This window comes from Aeromonas sp. HMWF014, assembly GCF_963878295.1.
Lineage (GTDB): Bacteria > Pseudomonadota > Gammaproteobacteria > Enterobacterales > Aeromonadaceae > Aeromonas > Aeromonas popoffii.
In genome coordinates this window covers 1-2,124 of the sequence record NZ_CAWNYS010000033.1, presented here as the reverse complement: position 1 = coordinate 2,124, position 2,124 = coordinate 1, and the positions used below count along the sequence as shown (strand labels likewise).

Annotated in this window: 1 protein-coding gene and 1 pseudogene; both read left to right on the top strand. The window is 64.5% G+C overall.

All coding sequences use genetic code 11. From position 1 onward, the window contains the following. Positions 1 to 529: pseudogene (smrA, locus tag AAC083_RS01090) on the top strand (DNA endonuclease SmrA); the annotation flags it as partial. 133 nt (positions 530 to 662) lie between these two features. Further along, positions 663 to 2,124: carboxypeptidase M32 (locus AAC083_RS01085; RefSeq protein WP_181364880.1), on the top strand; the 1,462-nt coding region annotated here is incomplete at its 3' end.

Genomic DNA, 2,124 nt, shown 5'->3' with positions numbered 1-2,124 from the left:
GCCCATTCGTAGTGACAACACCCTCTCTCTCACGGGCACATCCGCCCCGACCGAGGCGCAACTGGCCCGCCGCTAGGCCGCGACCGCAGAGCAACTGACCCCGGATCACCTCAGCATGGAGGCTGTCGAGATGCTCGATCCCCACGCCATCGTCGGCTTCAAGCGCGACGGTGTGCAGGAGGGGGTCTACAAGAAGCTGCGGCTCGGCAAGTACGAGCTGCAGGCAAGCCTGGATCTGCATCAGAAGACACTCAACGAAGCGCGCCAGAGCCTGGTGCAGTTCATTGCGGATTGCGAGGTGCGGGACATCCGCTGCCTGCTGATCCTGCACGGCAAGGGGGAGCGCAGCACGCCGCGCGCGGTGCTGAAAAGCCATGTCAGCACCTGGTTGCCACAACTGCCGGCCGTGATGGCCATGCACAGCGCCGAGCGCCGCCACGGCGGCAGCGGCGCCCTCTATGTGCTGCTGCGAAAAAGCGAGCGCCAGAAGGCGGAGAACCGCGAGCGACACCAGAAGCGCCTCGGCTAGTCAGTACCAGTCATCTGGTCAGGCCCCTTCGGCCAGGGTGGTAAAACGCGCGATGGCAGTGTTAGCATCGAACGGCCCCGATCATGCCAGGTACGGGGTGCACACCATCAGGGACGATAACAAGGACAATCCCATGTCATATCAAAAACTTGAACAACATCAGCAACAGCTGCACCGGCTCTCCCACCTCAGTGCCATCTGTGGCTGGGATCAGGCCGCCATGATGCCGGAGGGCGGCAACGAGGCACGCGCCGAGGCCATGGCCGAACTCGGCGTGCTGATCCATCAAAAACGCACCGCTCCCGAGCTCGGCGACTGGATCGCCAAGGCCGAGAGCGAGTACTTGAATGAGCTCCAACGCGCGAACCTCGCCGAGATAAAACGCCACTGGCAGGATGCGAGCCTGCTACCCACGGATCTGGTAGAAGCCTTGTCGCTGGCTGGTAGCAAGTGCGAGCACGCCTGGCGCAGCCAGCGCAAAAAGAACGACTGGGCAGGCTTCGCCCCCAATCTCAAGGAGGTGGTGGCCCTGTCGCGGGAAGTGGCGCAACTTCGCGCCGAGGCACTCGGGGTGCGCCCCTACGACGCCATGCTGGCGCTGTATGAACCCGGCATGACGAGTGCGCGGCTGGATCAGATCTTCGGTGATCTCACCAGCTGGCTGCCGGGCCTGATCCAGACGGTGAGCGAACAGCAGAAAAGCGAATCCTTGCTGACCCCGCAAGGCCCCTTCCCGATTGCAAGCCAGCAGGCGCTTGGTCAGGAGGTGATGGGGCTGCTCGGCTTTGATTTCGCCCACGGCCGGCTCGATGTGAGCAGCCACCCGTTCTGCGGCGGCGTGCCGACCGACGTGCGCATCACCACCCGCTACAACGAACAGGAGTTCGTCTCCAGCCTGATGGGAATCGTGCACGAGACGGGTCACGCGCGCTACGAGCAGGGGCTGCCACGTCAGCTGCTGGGCCAGCCGGTGGCCGAGGCGCGATCCATGGGCATTCACGAAAGCCAGAGCCTGTTCTGCGAGATGCAGCTCGGCCACGATGCGGCCTTCCTGGCTCTGCTGGTGCCGCGCATCCGCGCGCACTTTGGCGAGCAAGCGGCGTTTGCGCCGGCGAACCTGGCGAAGCTCTACAACCGGGTCGAGCCCGGCTTTATCCGCGTCGATGCGGATGAGGTGACGTACCCGGCGCACGTGATCCTGCGCTACGAGCTGGAGCGCGACCTCATCGAGGGGCGCATCGAGGTGGCCGATCTGCCCGAGCTGTGGGATGCCAAGATGCAGCAGTGGCTCGGCCTCTCCACCAAGGGCAACGACCAGAATGGCTGCATGCAAGACATTCACTGGACGGACGGCTCGTTCGGCTACTTCCCGAGCTACACGCTCGGCGCCATGTATGCGGCGCAATTGCGCTTCGCACTGGAGCGGGAGCTGGGCAACATGAGCAGCGTGATCGAGGCGGGTCGCCTGCCGGAGATACTCGCGTGGCTTGGCCGCCACATCTGGTCACAGGGCAGCCAGCACAGCACGGACGAGCTCATTCGCCGCGCGACTGGCGAGGCGTTGAACCCGCGCTGGCTGCGCCAGCATCTGGAGC